The sequence below is a fragment of the Streptomyces sp. NPDC093085 genome, from assembly GCF_040683935.1.
Taxonomy (GTDB): Bacteria; Actinomycetota; Actinomycetes; order Streptomycetales; family Streptomycetaceae; genus Streptomyces.
The window spans coordinates 659916-684054 of sequence record NZ_JBFBFB010000003.1 but is presented as its reverse complement, the minus strand read 5'-3'; the positions used below and the strand labels follow the sequence as shown (position 1 = coordinate 684054).

Annotated in this window: 18 protein-coding genes and 2 pseudogenes; 10 read left to right on the top strand and 10 right to left on the bottom strand. The window is 72.9% G+C overall.

The window, feature by feature from the left end; genetic code table 11:
- Positions 1–200 (top strand): annotated as a pseudogene (locus tag AB0O07_RS13770) (hypothetical protein); the annotation flags it as partial.
- Here AB0O07_RS13770 and AB0O07_RS13765 read toward each other — a convergent pair.
- Positions 167–1207 carry an NAD(P)-dependent alcohol dehydrogenase gene (locus tag AB0O07_RS13765; RefSeq protein WP_365631515.1) on the bottom strand — a complete coding sequence of 347 codons (1041 nt, stop codon included), beginning with the start codon at positions 1205–1207 and terminating at the stop codon, positions 167–169. The pseudogene AB0O07_RS13770 and the gene AB0O07_RS13765 sit on opposite strands and share 34 nt — an antisense overlap.
- 256 nt (positions 1208–1463) lie before the next feature.
- Here AB0O07_RS13765 and AB0O07_RS13760 point away from each other — a divergent pair, with 256 nt between their 5' ends.
- Positions 1464–2465: a helix-turn-helix transcriptional regulator gene (locus AB0O07_RS13760; RefSeq protein ID WP_365631513.1), complete on the top strand. Its 1002-nt coding sequence runs from the start codon at positions 1464–1466 to the stop codon at positions 2463–2465.
- 86 nt (positions 2466–2551) lie between these two features.
- Here the strand turns inward: AB0O07_RS13760 and AB0O07_RS13755 are convergent, their stop codons facing one another.
- Positions 2552–4303, bottom strand: a complete 1752-nt coding sequence (locus AB0O07_RS13755) for a bifunctional metallophosphatase/5'-nucleotidase (RefSeq protein ID WP_365631511.1) — start codon at positions 4301–4303, stop codon at positions 2552–2554.
- Positions 4304–4562: 259 nt separating this feature from the next.
- On the opposite strand from AB0O07_RS13755, the gene AB0O07_RS13750 reads away from it, so the two are divergent.
- Together AB0O07_RS13750 and AB0O07_RS13745 are read left to right on the top strand one after the other, a co-directional pair.
- The gene (locus tag AB0O07_RS13750; RefSeq protein WP_365631509.1) at positions 4563–6587 is read left to right on the top strand and encodes a right-handed parallel beta-helix repeat-containing protein; all 2025 of its coding nucleotides are present in this window, start codon (positions 4563–4565) and stop codon (positions 6585–6587) included.
- A gap of 141 nt (positions 6588–6728) precedes the next feature.
- Positions 6729–7565 (top strand): SAM-dependent methyltransferase, encoded by an 837-nt coding sequence (locus AB0O07_RS13745; RefSeq protein ID WP_365631507.1) that lies wholly within the window; start codon positions 6729–6731, stop codon positions 7563–7565.
- A gap of 27 nt (positions 7566–7592) precedes the next feature.
- On the opposite strand, the gene AB0O07_RS13740 is transcribed toward AB0O07_RS13745, so the two are convergent.
- From AB0O07_RS13740 to AB0O07_RS13730, 3 genes and pseudogenes are all read right to left on the bottom strand, one after another.
- Positions 7593–9131, bottom strand: coding sequence for a GAF domain-containing protein (locus AB0O07_RS13740; protein ID WP_365631621.1), 1539 nt, complete (start codon positions 9129–9131; stop codon positions 7593–7595).
- Positions 9132–9329: 198 nt separating this feature from the next.
- On the bottom strand, positions 9330–10373 hold the full coding sequence (locus AB0O07_RS13735; RefSeq protein ID WP_365631505.1) for a rod shape-determining protein: 1044 nt from the start codon (positions 10371–10373) through the stop codon (positions 9330–9332).
- 322 nt (positions 10374–10695) lie between these two features.
- Positions 10696–11196 (bottom strand): annotated as a pseudogene (locus AB0O07_RS13730) (hypothetical protein); the annotation flags it as partial.
- Positions 11197–11293: 97 nt separating this feature from the next.
- On the opposite strand from AB0O07_RS13730, the gene AB0O07_RS13725 reads away from it, so the two are divergent.
- Entirely contained in the window at positions 11294–12244 is a 951-nt protein-coding gene (locus AB0O07_RS13725) for a hypothetical protein (protein ID WP_365631503.1), read from the top strand.
- Between the two features lie 64 nt (positions 12245–12308).
- Here AB0O07_RS13725 and AB0O07_RS13720 read toward each other — a convergent pair whose 3' ends face one another.
- A complete protein-coding gene (locus AB0O07_RS13720; protein WP_365631501.1) occupies positions 12309–12746 on the bottom strand; it encodes a MarR family transcriptional regulator in 438 nt (145 codons plus the stop codon).
- 132 nt (positions 12747–12878) lie between these two features.
- On the opposite strand from AB0O07_RS13720, the gene AB0O07_RS13715 reads away from it, so the two are divergent.
- From AB0O07_RS13715 to AB0O07_RS13700, 4 genes are all read left to right on the top strand, one after another.
- Positions 12879–13901 carry an NADP-dependent oxidoreductase gene (locus AB0O07_RS13715; RefSeq protein ID WP_365631619.1) on the top strand — a complete coding sequence of 341 codons (1023 nt, stop codon included), beginning with the start codon at positions 12879–12881 and terminating at the stop codon, positions 13899–13901.
- Between the two features lie 211 nt (positions 13902–14112).
- Positions 14113–15621, top strand: a complete 1509-nt coding sequence (locus AB0O07_RS13710) for an alpha-N-arabinofuranosidase (protein ID WP_365631499.1) — start codon at positions 14113–14115, stop codon at positions 15619–15621.
- Between the two features lie 204 nt (positions 15622–15825).
- Positions 15826–16383: a hypothetical protein gene (locus AB0O07_RS13705; protein ID WP_365631495.1), complete on the top strand. Its 558-nt coding sequence runs from the start codon at positions 15826–15828 to the stop codon at positions 16381–16383.
- 373 nt (positions 16384–16756) lie between these two features.
- Entirely contained in the window at positions 16757–18223 is a 1467-nt protein-coding gene (locus AB0O07_RS13700; protein ID WP_365631618.1) for a family 43 glycosylhydrolase, read from the top strand.
- Positions 18224–18324: 101 nt separating this feature from the next.
- On the opposite strand, the gene AB0O07_RS13695 is transcribed toward AB0O07_RS13700, so the two are convergent.
- Together AB0O07_RS13695 and AB0O07_RS13690 are read right to left on the bottom strand one after the other, a co-directional pair.
- Positions 18325–21021 carry a M14 family zinc carboxypeptidase gene (locus AB0O07_RS13695; protein WP_365631493.1) on the bottom strand — a complete coding sequence of 899 codons (2697 nt, stop codon included), beginning with the start codon at positions 21019–21021 and terminating at the stop codon, positions 18325–18327.
- Positions 20967–21239, bottom strand: a complete 273-nt coding sequence (locus AB0O07_RS13690; RefSeq protein WP_365631491.1) for a hypothetical protein — start codon at positions 21237–21239, stop codon at positions 20967–20969. The genes AB0O07_RS13695 and AB0O07_RS13690 overlap by 55 nt, the downstream gene beginning before the upstream one ends.
- On the opposite strand from AB0O07_RS13690, the gene AB0O07_RS13685 reads away from it, so the two are divergent.
- Entirely contained in the window at positions 21238–22086 is an 849-nt protein-coding gene (locus AB0O07_RS13685; RefSeq protein WP_365631489.1) for an EI24 domain-containing protein, read from the top strand. The two genes, AB0O07_RS13690 and AB0O07_RS13685, sit on opposite strands and share 2 nt — an antisense overlap.
- Before the next feature lie 45 nt (positions 22087–22131).
- Here AB0O07_RS13685 and AB0O07_RS13680 read toward each other — a convergent pair whose 3' ends face one another.
- Both AB0O07_RS13680 and AB0O07_RS13675 read right to left on the bottom strand, forming a co-directional pair.
- Positions 22132–23457 (bottom strand): pyroglutamyl peptidase, encoded by a 1326-nt coding sequence (locus AB0O07_RS13680; protein ID WP_365631487.1) that lies wholly within the window; start codon positions 23455–23457, stop codon positions 22132–22134.
- A 30-nt stretch (positions 23458–23487) separates the two neighbouring features.
- Positions 23488–24081, bottom strand: coding sequence for a TetR/AcrR family transcriptional regulator (locus AB0O07_RS13675; RefSeq protein ID WP_365631485.1), 594 nt, complete (start codon positions 24079–24081; stop codon positions 23488–23490).
- Positions 24082–24139: the final 58 nt, after the last annotated feature.

Genomic DNA, 24139 nt, shown 5'->3' with positions numbered 1-24139 from the left:
TCCTCGGCCTCGCGCTCTGCCACGACTCGCTCGCGGGGACGCAGGGCGCCTGGTTCTCGGAGCTGTTCGACGCCCGGGTCCGTACGTCGGGCGCCCCCGCCGCGCGGCGGGGGGGCACCACTCCGTTCTGGTCGCAGGCCGTACGGCCAGGCCGTACGGCCAGGGCTCAGATCGTCGCCGTGTCGATCACGAAGCGGTAGCGGACGTCGCTGTCGAGGACGCGCTCGTACGCCTCGTTGATCTGGGACGCCTCGATCAGTTCGATCTCCGCGCCCAGGCCGTGCTCGGCGCAGAACTCGAGCATCTCCTGGGTCTCCCGGATGCCGCCGATGCCCGAGCCCGCCAGGGTCTTGCGGCCGCCGATGACGGAGAAGAGGTTCACCGAGACGGGGTCCTCGGGGGCGCCCACGTTCACGAAGGCGCCGTCCGTCCGCAGGAGGGCGAGGTAGGCGTCCAGGTTCAGCGGGGCCGAGACCGTGGAGAGGATGACGTCGAAGGTGCCGCGCAGCTCCTCGAAGGTCTTCGGGTCGCTGGTCGCGTAGTAGTGGTCGGCGCCCAGGCGCAGGCCGTCGTCCTTCTTGCGCAGCGACTGGCTGAGGACCGTCACCTCCGCGCCCAGGGCGTGCGCGATCTTGACGCCCATGTGGCCGAGGCCGCCCATGCCGAGGACCGCGACCTTCTTGCCGGGGCCGACGTTCCAGTGCCGCAGCGGCGAGTACGTCGTGATGCCCGCGCAGAGCAGCGGCGCCGCGATGTCGAGGGAGAGCCCGTCCGGGATGCGGACCGTGTACTTCTCGTCGACGACGATGTGCGTGGAGTAACCGCCGTACGTGGGGTCGCCGTTCTTGTCGCGGCCGTTGTACGTGGGGATGTTCCCCGCGAGGCAGTACTGCTCCAGGCCGGCGAGGCAGTTCTCGCAGGTGCGGCAGGAGTCGACCATGCAGCCGACGCCCACCCGGTCGCCCACGGCGAACTTGGTCACGCCGGAGCCGACCTCGGTGACGATGCCCGCGATCTCGTGGCCGGGCACCATCGGGAAGATGCCCTCGCCCCAGCCGTCGCGGGCCTGGTGGATGTCGGAGTGGCAGATGCCGGCGAACTTGATGTCGATCAGGACGTCGAACTCGCCCACCGGGCGGCGCTCGATCGTGGTCCGCTCCAGGGGCGCCTTGGCGGCGGGGGCGGCGTATGCGGGGACGGTGGCCATGCCGGGTCTCCTCAGATGGGTGGGGGGTTCGACAGATGGGTGGGGGGTTCGACGGAAAACGCCGTAACGGAACAAGACTTTTGTAGGGGATCGCGGGGGAATGCGACTTCCGCGGCCCTTTCTCCACTCTGCCCCACCCTGCCGCCGTCGCTCGGCGTTACCCAGGCCACCGTCTTGTGTACGTCCAGTGGTCCTACCACCAGCGGGGACAGGCTGATATGCGTACGTCTGGGTACGACCAGGAATAATGGGCGGCATGGACGATCGGACCACCCCCACTGACACGGCGGCGGCCGACGCGAGGAGCGAAGCGGCCGCCGAGCCGCTCGACCGCCGTGCCGAACTGGTCGAGTTCCTGCGCACCCGGCGCGCCCGGCTCAAGCCCTCCGACGTGGGGCTGCCGGAGTACGGGCGGCACCGCAGGGTGGAGGGGCTGCGCCGGGAGGAGCTGGCCCAGCTCGCCGGTGTCTCCGTCGCGTACTACACCCGGCTGGAACAGGGCAACGGGCGCAATGTCTCCCAGGAGGTGCTGGACTCGATCGCGCGCGCCCTGCGCCTCTCGGACGCCGAGCACTCCCACCTCATGCATCTCGCCAGCCCCAAGCGCTACAAGGGGAAGAAGACCGTCTCCCGGACGCGGGTACGCGGCGGGCTCCGGCTGCTCCTGGACGCGATGGGCGACGTACCGGCCTATGTCAACGGGCCGCGCTCCGAGATCCTCGCCTGGAACCGGATGTCCTCGGCCCTCTTCGGGGACTGGGGGGCGCTGCCGGCCCGGGAGCGGAACTGGGCCTGGCTGGTCTTCCTCTCGCCCGCCTACCGCGAGCTGTTCGTGGAGTGGGACGCGAAGGCGTCCGACATGGTCAGCTATCTGCGGATGTACGCGGGGTACCGGCCCGACGACCCCGAGTTGTCGGCGCTGGTGGGGGAGTTGTCCGTCAAGAGCGAGGAGTTCCGGCGGCTGTGGGCCACGCACGACGTCAAGGAGAAGAGCCATGGCGTCAAGCACCTGCGGCACCCGCTGGTCGGTGATCTGACGCTCTCGTACGAGTCCCTGACGCTCCCCGACGACCCGGAACAGTGCCTCGTCGTCTACTACGCGGAACCGGACACCCCCGACGCGGAGGCGCTGCGCCTGCTGGCGAGCTGGGGCACGGACGCCACGGACACCCCGTACCTCACGGGTGCCACGGACGCCTCGCGCGGGGGCACCCGTGAGGTACGGGGCGTACGGGGCGACCGGGCCGACCAGGTCTGAGGGGCTGAGGGGCTGAGGGTCTGAGGGGCTGAGGCGCGGGGTCCGCCGTCCCGGGGGACCCCGCGCGACGCTTCAGCGGGGGGTGGTCATGGGGTGACGAAGGTGATCCTGCCCGGGGCCGGCACCGGGGCCGGGTGTTCGGCGGAGGTCGTGTCCGTCAGATACGTGACCAGCGCGTCGAGGTCGGTGATGTCGCCGCCCTCGCGGTCGGCGATCTCGGCGAAGACGCCGAAGTTGTTCCCGCCGTTGGCGAGGAAGTCGTTCACCACGACCTTGTACGTCGCCGCCGGGTCCAGCGGGCGGCCGTTCAGCCGGATCGTGTCGACGAGCACCCGGTCCGCGCCCGACTTGCTCATGTCGACCGAGTAACTCAGCTCCTTCGACAACTGGAGGAAGACCGTCTTGACCTCGTTGCCGCCGCCGAGCTGCTGCTGGAGCGCTCTGACCACCTGTTCCCCGGTGATCGGCAGCACCCACAGCGCGTTGGCGAACGGCTGCACGCGGTAGGCGTCCGCGTAGGTGACCTCGCCGCCGTCATGGAAGATCAGGTCGGCCCGCATGCTGCCCGGATTCGTCAGCGCGAAGTCCGCGCCGTAACCCCGGCCCGCCGCGGCCTGGGCGTCGGTGATGAGGGAGCCGAGCGGCGTCTCGGGGTCGGTCGAGCCGCGTCCCGGCAGGTCGCCCGCGATATGGCCGACGACCCGGTTGGCCTGCTCCTCGGAGCGGCCGCGCCAGGTGTCGATCAGCTTGGTCATGGCGGGCTGCCGCGCCGTGGTGACCGGGACGGGGCGGTGCTCGGCCGTCACCGTACCGCGGACCACGTCGCCCTGCCCGTTGAGGTCGAACCGCAGGTCGGTGAAGGAGCGTCCGAAGGAGTCGGCCTGGGTGACCACGCGCCGCTTCTTCGCCGGGTCGAGGACGGCACACTCGTAACTGTCGTGCGAGTGGCCGCTGATCACCAGGTCCACCGCGCTCGGGGCCTGCTGCGCGATCTCCTTGATCCGGCCTTCGAGCCGGGCGGCGGGGCCGCCCTCGTCGCACTTCCCGCCGGCCACACCGTTGACGGTCTCGCCCTCGTGGATCAGGAGAACCTGGGCTCGTACGCCCTGCTTCGTGAGTTCCTTCGAGTACTTCTCGATGACGGGGAGTTCGTCGTGGAACTCCAGGTCGCGGATCATGGACGCGTTGATGACACTCGGCGCGTTCTTGGTCACCACGCCGATGAAGCCGATCTTCTGCCCGGTCGGCAGGGTCTCGACGGTGTACGGGCGGAACAGCGGGGTGGTGGCGCCGCGTTCGGTCACATTGCCACCGAGATAGGTGAACCCGGCCCCGGCGTACGGGGCGTCGGGGGCGCAGCCGTCCACCGGATGGCAGCCGCCGTCGATCACGCGCCGCAGTTCCCGCGGGCCCTCGTCGAACTCGTGGTTGCCGACGGAGGAGGCGGCCAGGCCGAGTTCGTCGAGCGCCGCGACCGTCGGCTCGTCGTGGAAGATCGCGGAGAGCAGCGGGCTGCCGCCGATCATGTCACCGGCCGCCACGGTGAGGCTGTTCGTACGACCGGCGCGGGCCTCGTCCATCAGCGTGGCCATCTGTGCCAGGCCGCCGGCCTGGACGGGGGTACCCCGGTGGGTGATCCGGCCCGCGGCGCCGTCCACCGGTTCGAGGTTGCCGTGCAGGTCGTTGAGGGCGAGGAGCTGGACGGGGACCCGTACGGGGGCACCCGCCTGGGTGGGCGGCGCCTGGAAGCCGAGCAGTGCGGTGGCGGCAGCGAGCGCCGTGGCGGAGAGCGCGAGGGCGCGCCGCGAACGGAGGCGTAAGAAAAGGGGATTTGTCACGCCGGAAGCCTAGGGAGTCGCCGGCTCCGGTACGGGTACGGCACGCCGTGCCCTGCCCCGTACCGGGCGGTGCCCGTACAGGGGTACGGTCAACGGGCCTTCCGTCGAAGGGCTTCGCCGGCGGGTGGGTCGGCATGGAGACTGACGGTACGTCAGGTCATCGTATTAATAAGGGAGTTGGAACCGGAGGGGCACGCGCCCCGCTCTGGGTACATACCAGTAGGAGTTACTGGATCCCCGGCGAAGAGGGGCCGACCCGATGGCGCTCTACACCTATGGCGGGACGCCCACCGACATCCTGACCACGGCGAGCGGCGAACCGCTCCCCGACCACCCGGTCACCCTGCGCCTCCCCGGCGGCGGCGCGATCGTCACCGGGGTCTTCGAGGCCGACGGGACCACCCCGATCGGCGAACTGCGCGGCGACGGACCGGACTCCCCGGAGCCGGGGGTGCTGCGCAGATTCCTGGTGCGGGACGTTCCGGCGATCGAGTACGAGTACACGTACGAGGCCCCTGAGGCGGCCCCCGCCGGAGCCGACGCCGAGCGCGCCGTCGAGGCCGTCGACGCCGTCGAGGCGGCCGACGCCCCCGCACCTCGTGTCGTACGCCGCTACCGTGCCGCCCGTGCCGCCCGTGCCGCCCGGGCCACCACCCAGGACGCCGCCCCGCCCGTACCGGCACCGCCCGCGCCACCCCTGCCCGTACCATCCCCACCCGCGACGCTCCTGCCGCTCCCCGTCGCCACCTCCGTCGACCTCTCCGGCATGCGGGTCTTCAACCCGATGCTCTTCGGCGCGGTGGGGGACGGCGTGGCCGACGACACCGCCGCCATCCAGTCCGCGCTCGACGCGGCCTACGCGGCGGGCGGCGGCACCGTCTTCTTCCCGCCCGGACGCACCTACAACGTCGCCACCTTCATGGTCTGCCGGGCCAATACCACCGTCGTCGCCCACGGCGCGACCATCCGCTCCGTCCACGCCACCACCGGTTGCTTCCGCAACTTCTACGGGGACGACTCCTTCCCCGCGTACGGTGGCCACTCCCACATCCGCGTCTACGGCGGCACCTGGGACGGCAACGCGCGCCGGGCCGCGGACGGCAGCGGGGTCGTCACCGGCACGACGAACATCATGACCTTCATCCACTGCTCCGACATCCTCGTCAAGGACGCCACCTTCCGGGACTGCTCCGGCGCCCACGGCGTCGAGGTCAACGCCGTCAGCGGGGCCAGGATCGTGGACTGCCGCTTCGAGGGGTTCGCGGACAACACCGCCGACCGGTCCCGGCTCACCTCCGAGGCGGTCCAGATCGACATCGCCCGGTCCGGATCCAGTTCCATCGGGGACTTCGACTCCACCGCGTGCCGGGACATCCAGGTGACCGGCTGCTGGTTCGGGCCCTCCGCCCGGCTCGGCGACTGGGGCCGTGCCGTCGGTACGCACGCGGGCGCCGTCGGCTCGTACTACGACCGGATCACCGTACGGGACTGTGAGATCACCGGTGCGTACGAGAGCGGCATCCTCGCCATGCACTGGCGCTCCTCCGTCATCTCCGGCAACCGGATCTCCGGCACCGGCGGGGCCGGTATCCGCGCCGCCTCCGCCACCTCCGTACCGCAGGACTACCGCGCCCTCACCATCACCGACAACATCATCGAGGCGCCGGGCGCCGATGCGGGCATCCGGGTCGCCGGGCTTCCAGCGGCCCTCTGGAACGATGTGGTCATCCGGGGCAACACCGTGCGGGCGGGCGGTGGTTACGGGGTACGGACCGATTACGCGCCCGGCGCCGTCATCGAGGGCAACCGCGTCTCGGGCACGGCGGGCGGCGGCATCCTCGCCCAGCGCGGCGACCGCACCACGGTGACCGGCAACTCGGTCACGTCCGCCGGCTCCAACGGCATCAATATCGCCGGGTGTTCGGGCGCGGTCGTCTCCGGCAACCTGATCGACGCCACCACGGCCAACCACGGCATCATGGTCGGCGTGGCCGGAGCCTCCGGCGGCAACACCACGGTCTCCGGCAACACCATCCGCGCCGCCGCCTCCGCCGGAATCAGGCTCACCTCCCCGGGCGTGCTCGTCACCGCCAACCGTGTCAGAAAGGACGGCGGCACCACCCTCAGCGGCGTCTCCTCCGCCGCGACCGCCACCGGCTGCGCCATCATCGGCAACGACCTGGCCGGCAACGGCTGGACGGCCGCCACCGCCCTCCCCGTCGCGGGCGAGCCGGCCCTCGACTGGAGCGGGGCGACCACCGCCCCCGGCCAGAATCTGATCTGACGACCAGAATCCGGTCTGACGCTCCGTCATGTCCTCGGCTAGGTTGGGTGATCGTTGCCAGTCGCCGTGCCGCTGTGCCGCTGTGCCGGCAGTACCGCCGTGCCGGCCGTGCCGCCGTGCCGTCCGAGGAGGGGACCTTCCGTGTCCGAGCGTGAGTCCAGATCCGAGTCCGCGGAGTCCGCAGCCGCCGAGGCCCGGATCGACACCGAGAAGCCGCACTCCGCCCGCTTCTGGAATTATTTCGTAGGAGGAAAGGACAACTACGAGGTCGACCGCGCCGTCGGCGACCACATCAAGGAGATCTTCCCCGGGCTCGTCGACGTGGCGCGGACGAGCCGGCACTTCCTCGGGCGCGCCGTCCGCCATCTCGTGGTGGACCAGGGCGTACGCCAGTTCCTCGACATCGGAACCGGGCTGCCCACCGCCGACAACACCCACCAGGTCGCCCAGCGCCTCGCACCGGACGCGCGGATCGTGTACGTCGACAACGACCCGCTGGTCCTCGCGCACGCCCGGGCGCTGCTCGCCTCCACGCCCGAGGGGAGGACCGACTACCTCGACGCCGACCTCTACGACCCCGACGCGATCCTCGCGGCCGCCGGGAACACCCTCGATCTCACGCGGCCCGTCGCGCTGATGATCCTCAACACCCTCGGGCATGTCGCCGAGTACGAGCGGGCCCGCTCGCTGGTGGCACGGCTGATGGCCGGACTGCCCTCCGGCAGTCATCTGGTGATCAGCGACTCCACCTCCACCAGTCCGGGCATGGTGGCCGCGTCGGAGGCGTACAACAAGAGCGGCGCCGTCCCCTATTACGTACGCACCGTCGAGGAGATCGGCGGCTTCTTCGACGGGCTCGACCTGGCGGAGCCCGGCGTCGCGCAGGTCACCCGGTGGCGCCCGGAGACCGGGGACGCGGGGGAGACGGCGGAGCCGTTGGCGGTCGACGCGTACGGAGCCGTCGGGCGCAAGCCGTAGTCCGTGCCGGGTGAGGGGCGGCGACGGTCACCGGGGGGACTCCCAGGTCACCGTCGTGCCCCCGGGGGTGCCGTCCTCGCGGGCGCCGTTGTCGCGGACCCGGAGCCGTACGCCCGCCACCCCGTCGCCCCCGGCCCCTGAGGCGTCCGCCACGCGGGCCGTCGCGTCCACCGTCACCTCGATCGCCGTCGCCCCGCCCCGCCGCCGCGCCGCCGCCAGCGCCCCGCGGAGCGCCACCAGCAGATCCCGGGCCACCCGGGGAGTGACCAGGGTGTCCACGGCCCCGGTGAAACGGACCGAGGGGCGGAGGCCCAGCAGGCCCGCCGCGCCCTCCGTCTCGCGCAGCACCGCGCCGCGTACGCCCGTCGGACCCTCCGTGGGCGGCTGCTGGAGGGCGAAGATCGTGGTCCGTACCTCCTGGATGGTCGAGTCCAGCTCGTCCACCGCCCGCCCCAGCAGCCCGTCCAGGGCGGGCTGGACCACCCGCCGGCGGGTCGACTCCAGCATCATCTCGGTGGCGAACAGCCGCTGGACGACCAGGTCGTGCAGGTCGCGGGCGATCCGGTCGCGGTCCTCGTAGACGGCGAGCCGCTCACGGTCGTGCTGGGAGTCGGCGAGGACGAGCGCCAGCGCCGCCTGCGAGGCGAACTGCGTCGCCAGCAGCCGGTCCACCGCGCGGTACGGGGTGCCGCCGCGCCGCCTCGGCAGGGCGAGCGTCCCGATCAGCTTGCCGCCGCTCTGGAGCGGCAGCATCATGCTGGGTCCGAAGCGTTCCCGCACGTGCGTGGTCATCCGGGGATCGGTCGACGAGTCCTCGATGAACACCGGCTCCCCGCCCAGCAGTTGGACCAGGACAGGGGAGCCGGGGGCGATGGTGGTGCCCACGATGTCCCCCGGGTCGTCACAGGTCGAGGCGGCGACGATCTCCATCCCGCCCTCCTCGGTCGGCTGGAGCACCACCCCCGCGAACGCCCCCGCGAGCGAGCGCGCCGCCTCGGCCACCGTCATCAGGGCGTCCGTCGCGTCCACGCCGGTGAGCAGCGCGTTGGTCACGGCGGCGGCACCCGCGATCCACCGCTCACGCTGCCGCGCCGTGCCGTAGAGACGGGCGTTGCCGATCGCGACGGCCGCCTGCGCGGCCAGCACCCGGAGCAGGTTCTCGTCCCGCGCGGTGAAGGACCCCGTCCGCTTCTCGGTGAGATAGAGGCTGCCCAGCACCTCCTTGTCGAGCCGGACCGGCACCCCGAGGAAGGAACGCATCGGCGGATGCCCCGGCGGCACCCCCACCGACCGGGGATCGGCGGTCAGATCGTCCAGCCGGAGCGGGCGGGCCTCCGTGAGCAGCGCCCCGAGCACCCCGGAGCGGCCGTCGGGCAGCCGGCCGATCCGCTGCCGGTCCGCGTCGGAGAGCCCGGCGGTGAACAGCTCGGCCAGCCCGCCGCGTTCGGGGTCGACCACCCCGAGGGCGCCGTACCGCGCGCCCGCGAGCTCGGTGGCGCTCTCCACGATGTGCTGGAGCGTGGCCCGCAGTTCGAGACCGTCACCGATCCCGAGGACATCCTCCAGGGGGACCGGCGGAGCGTGCGGCGGAGCGGGTGGGGATACGGGTGGTGGAACGGGTGGGGATACGGGTGGTGGAACGGGTGGGGATACGGACGGTGGTACGGGCGGGGGCCGCCTCCGGCCGGAGTCACCGTGGCCACCGGGGTCACCGGCGCCCCCGGGGTCACCGGCGCCCCCGGGATCACCGGCGGTCACCGGCGCTCAGCCCGCGTCGACCAGCGGGTTGAGGACGATCGGCTGGACCTTTCCCTCCAGCATCGCCCCCATACCGAGCACGGCGCAGAGGTCCGGACGCTCCGCGATGGCCACCGGCATCCCCGTCTTCCGGTGCAGCATCCCGTCGAGCCCCGGCAGCAGCGCGCTCCCGCCGACCATCATGATGCCCCGGTCCGCGAGGTCGGCCACCAGGTCCGGCGGGCACTCGCGGAGCACCTTCCCGATGCCGTCGAGGACCGCCGTCAGCGGCGTGTAGATCGCGGCCCGTACGGCGGCCGTGTCGACCAGCACGGAGCGGGCGATGCCGGTCGCCACGTCCCGGCCGTGGATCTCGGTCGTGGTCGGCCCGCCCGGGCTCAGACCGTTGCCGCTGAGGGCGAGTTGCAGCGGCCGTACGGACTGGCTCGGCAGCATCAACTGGTGCTGGTGGCGCAGGTGCTGGAGCACCGCGTGGTCGATGGCGTTGCCGCCGACCGGGATCCGCTGCGCCGTCACGATCGACCCCAGCGAGACCACCGCCACCTGTGTGGTCGCCGCCCCGCACACCATGATCATGGTCGCGGTCGGCTGCTCCACCGGCAGCCCGCACCCCACGGCCGCCGCGATCAACGTGTCGACCAGCTCGACCCGGCGGGCGCCCAGCCCCACCAGGGTCTCCACGGCGGCGCGCTGGGCCAGCGGGTCGGCGTCGTGCGGGGTGGAGGCGGCGGCGCGCAGCCGGGGCTTGCGGCGGAGCTGACGGCGGAGCTTGTCGCCGATCAGGTGGCGCAGCATCCGCTGGGCCATCTCGATGTCGACGACCGTGCCGCCGGTGACCGGGCGGACGACCCGGATATAGCCGGGGGTGCGGCCCGTCATCCGCTCGGCCAGCGTCCCGACGGCGATCAGCGCGCCCGTACGGGTGTTGACGGCGGCGACGCTCGGCTCGTCCACCACGAGCCCGGCCCCCTTCACGAACACCCTGGTCCTGGCGGCACCCAGGTCGACGGCGAGGTGGCAGCGGCGCAACTGCTCAAGGCTGACGGTCACGGCAGGTTCTCCCCAGCGCGGTGGTGGTGCGCCGGCGGAGCCGGCCCTTCACCGCATCGTGCGCCCCCGCCACCCGCGCCGCGCGCCGGGCTGCTCCGGGCGGGGGCCCGCTGCTCCGTACGGGTGAGGGAGCGGCTGCCCCTCCCCGTCACGCCGTCCAGCGTTGCAGCAGCCCCCACGTGAACTCGGCGACCCGGACCCCGCCGTCGCTCCCGTGCCCGTACCCATGTCCCTGCCCGTACCCGTGCGCCTGCCCCTGCCCGTACCCGTTCCCGGCCCCGTGGCCGCTCCCCTGCCCGCCCGCCCCGTGGCCGTTCCCGCCCGGCAGGGTGAAACGGAGCCCCGTCCTCGTCGGCGCCGTGCCCGGCAGCGGCTCGGCCGGGGGGAAGGCACGGGCCACCTCGTCCACCGTGCACGACCACGGCAGCAGATCCTCCGCCGTCCGCAACTCGGGGCCGGGCTCGCCCGGCGCGCGGACCAGCCACTCGTTCCACACCGCCCCGCCCGGCGCGGTCATCACCTCGAAGCGCAGCCCCGGCCAGAGCGCCACCGGCCAGAGCAGCGCCTCGCACTCCAGATCGCCGATCCTGCGCCGGGTGACGCTCTCCGGCTCGCCGAGCACGGAGCGGTAGCGGCTCACCGCCTGGCGGGCGCGCGGGCCGCGCACCATCGCCTGCCAGCGCCGGTTCGCCTCACGCATGTCGGCCAGGGAGACCCCCAGCTCACGGCGGGCGTCGTCGACCAGCTCCGGCTGGTGGTCGGCCATCCGGCGGAGCAGGACGAGCTGGAATTCGAGCGGCCCGAACGGCCCGTTGGACGTCATGACGCCATCCTGCCCGGTCGCCGGCGCGGCCATCCGCACAGGACCCTCACAGACCCGACATCAGCGCCGCGCCACCGCCGCATAATCTTCGGGCGCCATGGACTACTGCCACCAGTGCCACCGGCACCTCAACGGCGCACTGATCTGCGCCGGATGCGGTACCCCCGCCGAGGAGCTGCGGCACGGACACCCCGAGCCGACCGGCCGGGGCGGCGGGACCAGGGGCGGTCACGGAGCGTACGAGCCCGTGATCGATGGTGACGGTGACGGCCGTACCGGCGGACAGGCCGGCGGCCATGACGGTCATCTCGACGGGGACATCGGCCTGATCGGCCACGCCCCCGATCCCCGCGGTACCCGCTCCCCCTCTCCGCGCCGCACCTCCGCCGGGCGCTCGCGCCGAGGGTCGCGCAAGCCGCCCTCGCGCGGCCGTCGCGGCCGGGACCGGCGCGGGCGCAGGGCGCTGATCGGCCTGCTCGGCGTGGTGCTCGCCGTGGGCATGCTCAGCCTGGCGCAGCTCGCGTACGAGGAGCTGGCGCCCGGCCCGGACCACGCGGTCTCGGTCAAGGAGGACCGGTCCGTCCTCCCGGACGGCGGCTCGCGCGACACCGGGGCCCCGGCCGACCCCGACGACCCGGGACCGCCGGCCTCCCCGCCCGCCGACTCCGGTACGGGCACGGCGGAGGACGTGGACGCCCCGACGGGCCGGGACCGTACCGGCGGCACGGGTGCCCACGGCTCCCCGGGCGCGTCCGCCTCCGTACCGGGAGGAGAGGCGTCGGGCCCACCGGGCGGTCCCGGCGACGGCGGAGACGGTGACGGCGGCGGTGGCGGTGGCGACGGCGGCGGTGGTACGGAGCCGGGCGGCGAAGGACCGGCCGGACCGGACCCCGGGACGACCGACCCCGGCGGCAGTGGCGGGCCGACCGGCGGCCCCACGGACTCCGCCACCCCGGAGCCGACCGCGTCGCCGGATCCGCCGACGCCCACGCCGTCCCCGGAGCCGACGCCGACCCGGTCGTGCTGGCTGATCATCTTCTGTAGCTGACCCCGTGCCCGGGCGGCGCTGCGGACCTGCACGCGGGGCCGCACACGGGTCCGCACGCGGCCCCTCAGTCGTCGAAGCGGTCCACCATCCGCCGCAGTACGTCGCGCAGCGTCGTCCGCTCCTGTTCGGAGAGGCCGGCCAGGGGCTCCCTGGCGAAGTCGAGGGAGTCCCTGAGGAGCGCCGCCGTCGCCCGCCCCCGCTCGGTCGGCGCGGCGAGCTTCACCCGCCGGTCGGCCGGGTCGGGGCGGCGCTCCACCAGGCCGCGCGCCTCCAGCCGGTCCACGATGCCGGTGACGTTCGACGGCTCGCACTTCAGGCTCTGCGCGATCCGCCGCATGGGCATAGGTTCCAAGGAGAGCAGGGAGAGGACCCGCGCCTGCGCGCCCGTGAGGGAGTGCTCGGACGCGGCCTGGTCGTACTCCTCGTGGTAGCGCGCCACGACCGTCCCGATCAGTTCGAGGACTTCGAGGGTGAGCGGATCTCTGCGCGCTGTGGTGACCATGGGGACCAGCCTACTCTTTTGTTTGACAACATGAAATATTAAGGAGCATGGTTGTTTCAGGTAGTGAAGCTTTTTCGGTGAAGCTCTCCGTGGCACGCCGGTGAAGCTCCCTTGACTCCGAGGAGGACCCGCATCATGACCGCACTTCCCGCGACCGGCCGCGCCTGGCATCTCGTCGCCCGCCCGCACGGCTGGCCCCGGCCCGGCGATGTCGAGCTGCGCGACGTTCCGGTCACCGCGCCGGGCGAAGGGCGGATCCTCGTCCGCAACCGGTACTTCTCGGTCGACCCGTACATGCGGAGCCGGATGAACGACGTCAAGTCGTATGTCGCGCCCTACGAGCTGGACCGGCCCATGGAAGGCGGCGCGGTCGGCGAGGTCATCGCCTCGGGCTCCGACAGGTTCGCCGTCGGCGACCAGGTGCTCCACGGTCTGGGGTGGCGGGAGTTCTCGGAGGTGTCCGCCGAGCACGCCACCAAGGTGGACCCCTCGCGGGCGCCGCTCTCCAGCTATCTCGGCGTGCTCGGCTCGACCGGACTCACCGCGTACGCGGGGCTCTTCGAGATCGCGTCCTTCCAGGAGGGCGACGCGGTCTTCGTCTCCGGCGCGGCCGGCGCGGTCGGCAGCCAGGTCGGCCAGTTCGCCCGGCTCAAGGGCGCCTCGCGGGTCATCGGTTCGGCGGGCTCGGACGAGAAGGTCAAGCTCCTGGTCGAGGAGTACGGCTTCGACGCGGCCTTCAACTACAAGGACGGCCCGGTCAGGGAGCAGCTCAAGGCGGCGGCGCCGGACGGGATCGACGTCTACTTCGACAACGTCGGCGGGGAACACCTCGAAGCCGCCATCAGCCGGCTCAACCTGCACGGCCGCGTCACCATCTGCGGCATGATCTCGCAGTACAACAGCACCGAGCCGCCGGCGGCGCCGCGCAACCTCGCCCTCGTGATCGGCAAGCGGCTGCGCATCCAGGGCATGATCGTCACCGACCACCTCGGGCTCCGGCCGCGCTTCGTCGAGGATGTCGCGGGGTGGCTCGCCTCCGGTGAACTCAAGTACAACGAGACCGTGGTGGAGGGCGTCGAGAACGGATTCGACGCGTTCCTCGGGGTCCTGCGCGGCGACAACACCGGCAAGATGGTCGTCTCGCTCGACGGCTGACGCGGCCGGGTCCGGCGGCGAACGGGCGTCAGGACCGAGGGCCACGCCCCATCGGGGGTGTGGCCCTCGGCCCTTTCTCGGACAGGGGATTGACTCGTCCGCTCTTCGACCTTAGTTTCCGGTTCGAGGATGCGGTCGCCGTTCGGGATTTCGGACGGTGCCTCGCTGTTCCGCCGCCCGCCCCGCCGCCCGACCCGAGCCCGAGGAAGCCATGCACTATTCCGCACGCCTCACCCTGCACCCCGCCTTCACCGTCGGCGAGGTGAACCCCCGTCTCTTCGGCTCCTTCGTCGAGCACCTGGGCCGCTGCGTCTACACCGGGCTCTACGAGCCGGGCCACCCGGCCGCCGACGAGAAGGGGCTCCGTACGGACGTCCTCGACCTGGTGCGGGAGCTGGGCCCGACGGCCATCCGCTACCCCGGGGGCAACTTCGTCTCCGGCTTCCGCTGGGAGGACAGCGTCGGCCCCGTGGAGGACCGGCCCCGCCGGCTCGACCTGGCCTGGAAGTCCACCGAGTCCAACCGCTTCGGGCTCGCCGAGTTCATCGACTTCGTCCGCAAGGCGGGCCCCGAGGCCGAGCCGATGATGGCCGTCAACCTCGGCACGCGCGGCGTCACCGAGGCCATCGAGCTCCAGGAGTACGCCAACCACCCGGCCGGCACCGAGCTCTCCGAGCGGCGCAGGGCGCACGGCGACAAGGACCCGTACGGCATCAGGCTCTGGTGCCTCGGCAACGAGATGGACGGCCCCTGGCAGACCGGCCACAAGACGGCCGAGGAGTACGGGCGGCTCGCCGCCGAGACCGCGCGGGCCATGCGCCAGATCGACCCGGACGTCGAGCTGGTCGCCTGCGGCTCCTCCGGCTCCGGGATGGAGACCTTCGCCGAGTGGGAGGCGACCGTCCTGGCCGCCACCTACGACCTGGTCGACTATGTCTCCCTGCACGCCTACTACTGGGAGAAGGACGGCGACCGCGACTCCTTCCTCGCCTCGGCCGTCGACATGGAGAGCTTCATCGAGAAGGTCGTGGCCACGTGCGACCACGTCGGCGCGAAGCTCAAGTCGGAGAAGAAGATCGACCTCTCCTTCGACGAGTGGAACGTCTGGTACATGGACAAGCCCAACCCGCACGAGGTGGCGGAGTGGGAGGAGGCGCCCCGCCTCCTGGAGGACGTCTACTCGGTGACGGACGCCGTCGTCTTCGGCTCCCTGCTCATCGCGCTGCTCCGCCACGCCGACCGGGTCAAGGTGGCCTGTCTGGCCCAACTGGTCAATGTGATCGCGCCGATCATGACCGAGCCCGGCGGCCCCGCCTGGCGGCAGACCACGTTCTTCCCGTTCGCGCAGGCGGCGAAGTACGGCCGGGGCACGGTGCTGGACGTACGGGTCGACTCGCCGGCGTTCGAGACGAAGAAGTACGGCACCACCGACGTCCTGCACGCCACCGCCGTCGCGAACGGTGAGGACGGCTCGGTCACCCTCTTCGCCGTCAACCGCCACCGGACGGAGCCGCTGCCGCTGGAGGTCGTCCTCGCCGACTTCGACGGCCTGGAACTGGCCGAGCACCTCGTCCTCGCCGACGGCGACCAGGACGCCAGGAACACCCTGGAGGACCAGGAGCGGGTCCGCCCGCACGAGGGCGCGGGCACGTCCCTGGAGGGCGCGGCGCTGACGGCGGTGCTGGAGCCCTGCTCCTGGAACATGATCCGGCTGGTCTGAGCAGGGCGGGGGCCGGGCCCTGCGGCCCCCGGTCCGGCAAGGCCGGGCAAAGCGTTTCTCATCGGTGTGAAAACTCTGCTACCCGGGCGAAACGGACTTCGAGGGTCCGTCGTCTAGAGGGGCGAGAGGTGATGGACCGTGTGATTCCGGTCCATCACCTCGTAACTCCCCCAAGGGAACAGAGCGATGAGAAAGAGGCACGAAGTGAACCTTTTCACTCGCAGGACCGTCGGGCCGGTGGTGGGCGCGGCCGTGATCGGAGTCTCTCTGGCGGGCGCCGGGAGTGCGTACGCCGCCACCCCGGCGCCCACGCCGCCCCGCGCCGGGGCGCACATCCGTCCCGAGGTACGGGTCACCGGCTGGCCCTCCGCCGCGGAACTGCGGCCGGGCGGCCGGGCCGGCACCTTCACGGTCCGGCTGTACAACGACACCCACCACACCCTGCGGAACGTCGCGTTCGGCTACCGTACGGACGCCGCCGAGCGCCCGGTGGTCCAGGAGCTGCGGCACGGCCGGTGGGCGCCGGTGCGCTGGGAGCACACCGGTGCGGGTCGGCGCGGGGGCGAGGGCGGCGCGTTCGCGCTCCTGGGCCACCGGACGGTACGGGAGGGGGCGACCGCCGGCTACCAGGTGCGGGTCTCGGTGCCCCGGCACTGGGAGAAGAAGATCACCCGGGTGCGGGCCGCGGCGGGCGCGGAGGGCAAGGGCTGGAAGTCCTTCCGGCCGGTGGACTTCCGGGTGGAGAAGGCGCGGCCGGCCTGAGGGTGACGGGCTCCGGTCACGGGCCCTGGTGACGGGCCGTGTTGACGGGCCGTGTTGACGGACGCCGGTAACTGATGCCGGTGACGGACGCCGTGTCATGGCCGGTGGTGGAGCGCTCCACCACCGGCCATGACACGGGGCGGAGGCGCGGGGGCAAGCGCGCGGATACGCGGGGATGCACGCGGGGATGCACGCGGGGATGCGCGCGGGAGCCGTTGACGCGGAAGCGCTTCGACTCTACGGTCCGTCCGAAGCCACGAGCGAAGTTCGGTATGCCGAACGGTCCGTACGGTTCCCCCGCGCCGTCAGGAGAATTCGCGTGAGCCCCACCACCCCCCACATCGCCCGCACCTCCCACTTCCCCCGCGGATCCCTGCCGCCCCTCCGCTCCCTCCTCGCCCTGTTCTCCGCCGCCCTCCTCGTCCTCCTCGCGCTCCTCCCGGGCACGGGCACGGCGGCCGTCGCGGCGGCGGGCCGTCCGTACACCAACCCCGTCAAGTCGCAGAAGGGCGCGGACCCCTGGATCCAGTACCACGACGGCGCCTACTACCTGATCACGACGTCCTGGACCTCCGAGCTGACCATGCGGACCGCGCCCACCCTGGCCGGGCTCGCCACCGCGCCCAGCCGCCAGGTCTGGGCGGACTCCACGGCCTCCCGCTGCTGCAACATGTGGGCGCCCGAGATCCATCTCTGGAACGGCCGCTGGTACCTCTACTACGTGGCGGGCCAGGGCATCGCCGACTACATCCCCACCCAGCGTGTCCATGTCCTGGAGAGCGCGGGCGCCGACCCGCTCGGCCCGTACACCTACCGGGGCCGACTCGGCTCCGACTGGATGCTCGACGCCACCCTGCTCACCCTCGACGGCTCCCTCTATCTGCTGGGGAGCGCGAGCGGCGGCGGTACGCAGAACCTGGTCATCGCCCCGCTGGCCAACCCCTACACGCCGAGCGGCCCGTTCTCGACGATCTCCACCCCCACCCTGGCCTGGGAGCGCTCCGGCGGCGCGGTCAACGAGGGGCCCGAGGTGCTGCGGCGCGGCGGCCGGACCTTCGTCGTCTACTCGGCGAGCGGCTGCTGGACCCCCGACTACACCCTCGGCCGGCTCACCTACACGGGCACCGACCCGCTGCGCGCCTCCTCCTGGACGAAGAACCCCACCCCCGTCTTCGGCCGGAACGACGCGGCCGGGGTGTACGGCCCCGGCCACAACGGGTTCTTCACCTCACCGGACGGCAGCGAGAGCTGGATCGTCTACCACGCCAACGACGCGCCGGGCGACGGCTGCGACAACGGCCGGACCACCCGCGCCCAGAAGTTCACCTGGAACGCCGACGGCACCCCGGACTTCGGCACCCCCGTCCCCCTCGGCAGTACGCTCCCGGGGCCCGCCGGGGAGACCGCGGCCACCCCGGCGGCGTACACCGTCGTCAACCGGAACAGCGGCAAGTGCCTTGAGGTGGCGGACGGTTCGACGGCCGACGGTGCCGCCGTACGGCAGTGGGGGTGCGACGGGCGGCCCGAGCAGCGCTGGCGGGTCGAGGACCTCGGCAACGACACCAGCCGCCTGGTCAACGCCGCCACCGGCAAGGTGCTGGACACGGCGGACTGCTCGGTCGCCGACGGGGCGGCGCTGCGCCAGTGGTCCTGGCTGAACAACCTCTGCCAGGCGTTCCGGTTCACCGTCACCGACCAGGGCGGGTGGGTACGGATCGTGGGCGCGCGCAGCGGCAAGGTCGCGGATGTCGCCAACTGCTCCACGGCGGACGGCGCGGACCTACGGCAGTGGACCTGGCTGAACAACGCCTGCCAGCAGTGGGCGTTCAGGCCCGCCTGAGGTGACGGCCCGAGGCGCGGCGGGCGGGCGTGGCGCCGGCGCGGTTCCTTCTCGTACGGAAGGAACCGGGCCGGCGCCCCCGGCACCCCCCCCGGCCTCGCTCAGCCCGCCGCCGCCAGCAGCGCCCGGCCGATCTGCGGGAAGAGCCCCTTCGGGTGGTCGCGGAAGAGCGGCTCCGTGCCGAAGAGCGTCACCCGGGTGCCCGTCGCCGCCGTACCGCTGACGACCGAGGCCCGGCCCCCGGCGGCGACCGGCCCGCCGGTGCCGTCGGCCTTCGCGCGCCAGTGGCCGGAGACCAGCGGGTTCCCGGTGGCGTACGACTGGTCGGCCCGGACCCCGGAGCCGAGCCCGGTGAACCAGAGCGGCGAGTAGACGAACGAGTGCGCCGGGGCGCCGCCCGTCACCGTCCCGCCCGCGTTCGCCACCCGCACCACGCCGTTGGCGTCCCCGTTGCCCGCGACCGCCGTCGCGGGGAGCAGCCCGGCGGCGGAGTTGAAGGCCGCGCCGCCCGCGCCGAGGGCCACCAGACCGCCCCCGCCCCCGCCCCCGCTCCCGCCGCCCGTCCCCCGGGACCCCGCGCGCAGGAAGGCGTCCAGCGCGCCCCGTGCCCCGTCGTCCAGGGCCCCGTACCGCAGTCCCGACGAGACATAGAGGACATCCACCGCCGACCAGTCGAAGCCCGCGTTGAGCACCGGGGCCGACACCGGCACCACCTCGAAGCCCATCTCGCGGAGCGCGAAGAGCTCGCCCGAGGTCACGGCCGCGGCCACCCGCGTCCGGCGCAGCGCCCCCGTCCCCTTCTCCTCCGTCGCCGTGAACGCGACCCCGTGGCGCGCCGCGAGCACCGCGGCCCGGCCGCGCGCCGACGCCGGTACGATCGCCGACCCGTCGGCCCCGCGCCGTACCGCCACGCCCTGCGCCAGCAGCGAGTCGAGCGCCGCGAACTCGGCCGGGTCGGTCAGCCGCAGCCGCAGTCCGCCCCGGCCCGCGCCGACCTGCCCGGTGGGCGCGGCGGCCCGTACCGTACGCCCCGGAACGCGCCCCGGGGCGGTGTCCCCCGCGCCCCCGGCCCGCTGGACCTTGTCGACGGTCGCGCCCCAGAGCAGCCCGAGGCTCCACCCCGAGATGTCGTACATCGTCGAGACGTCCGCGCTGATGTCCCGGCCCGCGTCCAGGATCACATTGGCCACGCCCCGCTTCGGCTGGTGCATGTCGACCACGTACGACCCGGCCGGATACGCCGTCCCGCCCAGCCGGAAGGAGGCGGAGGCGCGCCGTACCCGTACGTCGTTGGCGAGGAGATGGTCCACCAGCCGGGCCGCCGCCGTCGCCGAGCGCTGCCCCGCGCCCGCCGGGATCACATACGCGCGCGGGAAGTCGGTGGTGTAGACGTCCTCGGGGCCGATCCCGGGCACCCCCGGCACGGTCTCCTCGGAGACCGGCCGCTGCGCCTCGCCCGCCGCGCCCCGCCGGAACATCTCGATCTGGTCCGCCAGCACCGAACTCCGGTGCTCCGCAGTCCACTTCAGGGTCGCGCGCATCACCGCCCCGGCGATGTCCGTGTTGATCGCGGAGCGCCGGCGCAGCTCGGCGACCGGGAGCGAGTCGTAGAGGCTGTTGTTGACCGCCATCGGGAACTCGACGGTGTGCGAGGCCACCGCGCCCTGGAACGCCATGTACTGCGGGGTGAAGATGGGCGGCCAGTCGTCCCACCCCTCCTCCTCGTCCCGGAAGGGGATGACGGGTGGCCGCACGCCGTCCTTCTCCGGGGTGTAGCCGAGGTCGTCGACCGCGCGCTCCATGGTGAGGGCGTTGGCGTAGGTGTTCTTGAGGAAGAGGTCGTACTCGTAGTTCTCGCCGTGCGGGGGAGTCGTCGGCTCGATCAGGGTGCCGTTGACATAGCCGTGCAGATCGAGCATGACGGCGGGCTGCTTGTCGACGGCGATCCGCCGCATGGCGCGCGCCTCGGGCTGCGATCCGGTGATGAAGTCCCGGTTGAGGTCGAAGCCGTTGGCGTTGGTACGGGTCCCGGCGATGCGGCCGTCCGGGTTGGCCGTGACGTTGAGATAGACCCGGCTGGTGGCGAGGAGCCGGGCCGTCCCGCTGTCCTCGGCCTTCGCCAGCTCCTCGACGAGGGCGAGGGCGGCGTCGGTGCCCTCCCACTCGTTGCCGTGGATGTTGTTGTTGATGAACACCGGTGTCTTGTACGAGGACTTGACGGCCGGGTCCTTGGCGGCGGCGGCCGGGGCCGACTCGATCAGTCCCCGCATCCGCCGCTGCTCGCGCGCCTCCTTCGGGCTCTCGGGCGCGGTGACGGTGACGAGATAGAGCTCGTGCCCGCCCGCCGAACGCCCCGCGACCTCCACGCTCACCCGGTTCCCCAGCTTCTGGAGGGCGTTGAGGCGGGGCGCGAGCGAGTGGTACGGGGCGAGGCCGAGCCTGATCGACTTGTCGGCCGGGTTCTCGGGCGGGGTGCGCAGGGTCGTACGGCGCGGATACCCCTGGGTGTCCGGCAGGGCGGCCGGCTCGGCGCGGCTCTCCGCCGCCGGGTCCGTCGCCGGGCCGGTGAGGGCGGCCCCTGACAGCGGGCCGGGGTCCTCCCGTACGGGCGCGGTGTCCTCCCGTACCGGATGCGGCCGGTGCGGGTCCTCCCGTACGGGAGCGGGAGGGGCGGCGGGAGCGGCGGGCGCGGCGGAGGCGGGCAGCGGCGCGAGCAGCAGGGCACCGGCAGCGACGGCGGTGGTCAGCAGGGACCAGCGGGGCGGACGGGGTCGGCGGGGCGGGCGGGGTATCCCCATACGGTGCGTTCCTCCAGAGCGGGCGGACGGGACCGGGCCGGGTTGGCCGGTCCGGTGATCTCGGCGACGTACGCGAAGCCGGCGATCTCGGCGATTTCGGCGGTGCCGGTGATTACGGCGGTGCCGGTGATCCGGCCGGATCGGTACGGAGGGTCTACCGGCTCCGCCCCGGCGGCGGCAAGGGTGCCTCCCCGGTCCGCCGGTAGGGTGAAGGCCATGCGTGAACTGGGGTCGGGATTCGGCTATGTCATCAAGGGCCAGCGCTGGGTCGCCGGCCGCCGCCGGCGGTTCGGCTTCGGACTGCTGCCGCCGCTCCTCACCCTGGTGCTCTATGTGGGCGTGCTCGTCGGGCTCCTCTACGGCGCCGACGACCTGGCCGCCTGGGCCACCCCGTTCGCCGACGGCTGGGGCTCTCCCTGGCTCGCCCTCTTCCGGGGGTTCCTGACCGCGCTGATCCTCGTGCTCGGGCTCTTCCTCGCGGTGATCACCTTCACCTCGGTGACGCTCCTGCTCGGCCAGCCCTTCTACGACGCGCTCTCCGAGGACGTCGAGCGCTCGCAGGGCGGGGACGTCCCGGAGTCGGGGCTCTCGTTCTGGCGCGACCTGTGGATCTCCGCGCGGGACAGCCTCCGGATCCTGGTACGGGTGGCGCTCTACGGAATCCTGCTCTTCGCGCTCGGCTTCGTCCCGGTCGTCGGCCAGACCGTGGTCCCGGTGATCGGCGTCTGTGTCTCGGGCTACTTCCTGGCGGAGGAGCTGACCGCGATCGCGCTCCAGCGCCGGGGCGTCGCGCTGCGGGAACGCCTCGCCCTGCTGCGCGGGCGCCGGATGCTCACCCTCGGCTTCGGCGTCCCGATCGCGGCCGCCTTCCTGCTGCCGGTGGTGGCGGTCTTCCTGATGCCGGGGGCGGTGGCGGGGGCGACGCTCCTGGTCCGCGATCTGACGGGGGAGCGCGAGCCGGACGAGGACCGGGCCGCCACGGACCCCGCGGCACCCGAAGCCCGTACGGCCCCGGCACCTCCCGGGGCGAGGCGCCCCGACACCCCCCTCACCCTGGACAAGTAGCCGGGGCGAGGGGCGCGTCCGTACCTCCCGGAACCCCCGGGTACCTCAGGACGTGCGGGCGGTACCGACCGCCACGGTGACGATCGACCGGATCTGGTCGACGATGTCCAGCCGGTTCTGCTCGAAGACCGGATCGGTCACCGTCCCGGTCGCCGGATTGGTGTTCCCGGCCCCGAACTGGAGCACCGGCGTGTGCACATGGCCGCCCGGGATGTCCAGGCCGAGCCGGTCGCGGAGGAGGGTGGCGCGGTAGGCGATCTCGTTGGAGAGATAGTTCCCGCCGCCGCCGGCCCGGGCCGCCGATCCGGGGGTCGGCCCGTCGGGCCGTACCACCGAGGCGGTGGAGCCCGCCGGGACCTCCGTCACCGACGTGTTGTCGTACACCGGGAAGCGGCCGGTCTCCGCCGAGGTGATCGCCGCGTACGGCAGGCTGGTCACCGTCCACTGCGGCTGCGATGCCGGGTCGCCGACCGGGACCAGGCCGGTCTCGGAGACGTTCTCGTTGTCCCCGAACCCGCCCCGCCAGGCCCCGTTGAACCGCTCGACGTCGATCCGGCCCACCCGGCCCTGGCTGACCGTGGCGAAGAGATCGGCCTTCGCCAGCGGTCCGCTCAGGGTCCGCTCCACCGTGCCGTCCGCGAAGTCCTGCCAGCGCACCGGGAACACGGCGGTCTCGATCCTCGCGGGCCCGTCGGCGGTCCGGATCACCGTGCCGTCCAGGGCGAGCGCGATCGCCCCCGAGGGGTTGCTGATCCGGATGTCGGTGTCGAGGGTGAACGGATCGAACCCGGTCACGACGACCCGCTTGAGCCCGCCCGACCGGGGGAAGTCCATCGAGTCCTGGCCACGCGACGACCGCTCCAGCACCCCGGTCAGCTTGCCGCGCTGCGCTTCCGAGAGCCCGAACGCGGGCTCCCACAGGCGCAGTTCACGGCTGACCGCCAACCGGGCCCAGTACAGCGGCCGGTCGTCGTCCCGGGGCAGGTCCCCGCCCGCCGGCCCCCGCCCCTGCGCCCGGTCCACCGCCCGCCGCCAGAGCCGCGCGCCCTCCTCCCGTACGACCCGCTCGGCCGCCCGGTACGACTCCACGCGCCCCAAGGCCCGTACGACCCCCGGCGCCACCCCGTCGAACCCGCTCCGCGCCAGGATCTCCCGGGGCACCGCGAGATCGAGCCGCGCCTCCTCGACGGGCGCACCGGCGACCGTCCCCGCCGCAGTCCCGGCCCCGGCCCCCGTCGCCGGGGCATCGGCGACGGCACCCGGCAGCGGTACGGCGACGGTCAGCGCGGCGGCGGTGAGCAGAGCGACCCCGGCCGCCCCGGGGCGGAGCCGGACGCGGACACGGGGCGGACGTACGGACGTGAGTCTCACGGGGGATCCTTCCGACGGTTGGCGGAAGTATCACCGCGGAAAGCCCTGTTGACCAGGGCGCCCCGCGCGCAGCAGCGCCACGAAGTCCCGGAACGCCGCCGGCATGTCCACCGACTCCGGGTCCAGCAGCCACTGGTACTGGAGTCCGTCCAGGACCGCCGTCAGCAGCGGGGCCGCCTGCTCCGGGGTGAGGCCGCCGGGGAGGTGGTCGCCGAATTCGGCGCGCAGGACCTCGGCCATCTCGCCGCGTACCTGGGTGTAGCGGCGGGTGAAGAACTCCTTCGCCGGGTGCGACTCCGTCACGCTCTCGCCGAGCAGCGCGGAGAAGGTCTGGACGATGCCGGGGCGCATCGCGTTGTACTCGACCAGGGAGTCCAGCAGGTCGAGGCGCCACCCCCGGCGGCCCTCGCGGGCGCCGCCGGTGTCCCACTGGTCGCGTTCCTCCAGGACCGCGATGAGCAGCGCCTCCTTGGACGGGAAGTAGTGCAGCACCCCCTGCTGGGTGAGGCCGACGCGCTCGGCCACCGTGGACAGGGTCGCGCCCCGGTAGCCGCGCTCCGCGATCACTTCCAGGGCGGCGCGCAGAATCTCGGCGCGCCGCTCCGCGTTCCTGGCGCGGGCCATCGCCCCTCCTTCGGTAACGGAAAGATAACCAAACTTACCGGTCTACAGTTTTCGGCGT

Bases quoted from the DNA above. Each gene is read 5' to 3' on its own strand.
- AB0O07_RS13765 (WP_365631515.1), bottom strand. From the start codon at position 1,207: ATGGCCACCGTCCCCGCATACGCCGCCCCCGCCGCCAAGGCGCCCCTG.
- AB0O07_RS13760 (WP_365631513.1), top strand. From the start codon at position 1,464: ATGGACGATCGGACCACCCCCACTGACACGGCGGCGGCCGACGCGAGG.
- AB0O07_RS13750 (WP_365631509.1), top strand. From the start codon at position 4,563: ATGGCGCTCTACACCTATGGCGGGACGCCCACCGACATCCTGACCACG.
- AB0O07_RS13725 (WP_365631503.1), top strand. From the start codon at position 11,294: ATGGACTACTGCCACCAGTGCCACCGGCACCTCAACGGCGCACTGATC.
- AB0O07_RS13720 (WP_365631501.1), bottom strand. From the start codon at position 12,746: ATGGTCACCACAGCGCGCAGAGATCCGCTCACCCTCGAAGTCCTCGAA.
- AB0O07_RS13710 (WP_365631499.1), top strand. From the start codon at position 14,113: ATGCACTATTCCGCACGCCTCACCCTGCACCCCGCCTTCACCGTCGGC.
- AB0O07_RS13695 (WP_365631493.1), bottom strand. From the start codon at position 21,021: ATGGGGATACCCCGCCCGCCCCGCCGACCCCGTCCGCCCCGCTGGTCC.
- AB0O07_RS13685 (WP_365631489.1), top strand. From the start codon at position 21,238: ATGCGTGAACTGGGGTCGGGATTCGGCTATGTCATCAAGGGCCAGCGC.
- AB0O07_RS13690 (WP_365631491.1), bottom strand. From the start codon at position 21,239: ATGGCCTTCACCCTACCGGCGGACCGGGGAGGCACCCTTGCCGCCGCC.
- AB0O07_RS13675 (WP_365631485.1), bottom strand. From the start codon at position 24,081: ATGGCCCGCGCCAGGAACGCGGAGCGGCGCGCCGAGATTCTGCGCGCC.